Origin of the sequence: Mesorhizobium sp. M7A.F.Ca.US.006.04.2.1 (genome assembly GCF_004022915.1) — a bacterium.
GTDB lineage: Bacteria > Pseudomonadota > Alphaproteobacteria > Rhizobiales > Rhizobiaceae > Mesorhizobium > Mesorhizobium ciceri.
On the sequence record NZ_RZQA01001661.1, the window covers coordinates 1 to 435 of the forward strand.

Here is a 435-nt window from a genome sequence, read left to right on the forward strand (position 1 = left end):
CAGCGAGACCGCCGACGCCGCCAGCTTGAGCACGAAGACGCTGGCCACCACGGCCAGCCCGTAATTCATCGAGAATTCGCGATGCAGCGCGCCATGGCCGCTGGACAGCACTTGCGGCGTGATCAGCCCCAACAAGCCAACGATGACGCCGCCAATGACGGGGCGCAGCGACGCATCGATCGACAGCCTGGCGAAACCGCGCTCGATCAGCGTCACCAGATGCATGATGGCGATCGAGGCGGCACCGCCGAGCAGCCCGAGCAGCAGGAACGGCACATACTGGCTGGCGGTGAGCGCCGGCAGACCCGAAAGCTCGAGCGGGAAAGGCACCCCGCCGAACATTTCAGCGGTCAGCGAGGCTGAGATCGCGGCGGTCATGACAGGCGCGACATTGGCGACCGAGTAGATGCCGATGACCAATTCGAAGCCGTAGAA

At 64.8% G+C, this 435-nt stretch carries 1 protein-coding gene; it reads right to left on the bottom strand.

Annotated elements, in window-relative coordinates:
• Positions 1 to 435: chloride channel protein (locus EN925_RS39280; RefSeq protein WP_164894860.1), on the bottom strand; the 435-nt coding region annotated here is incomplete at both ends.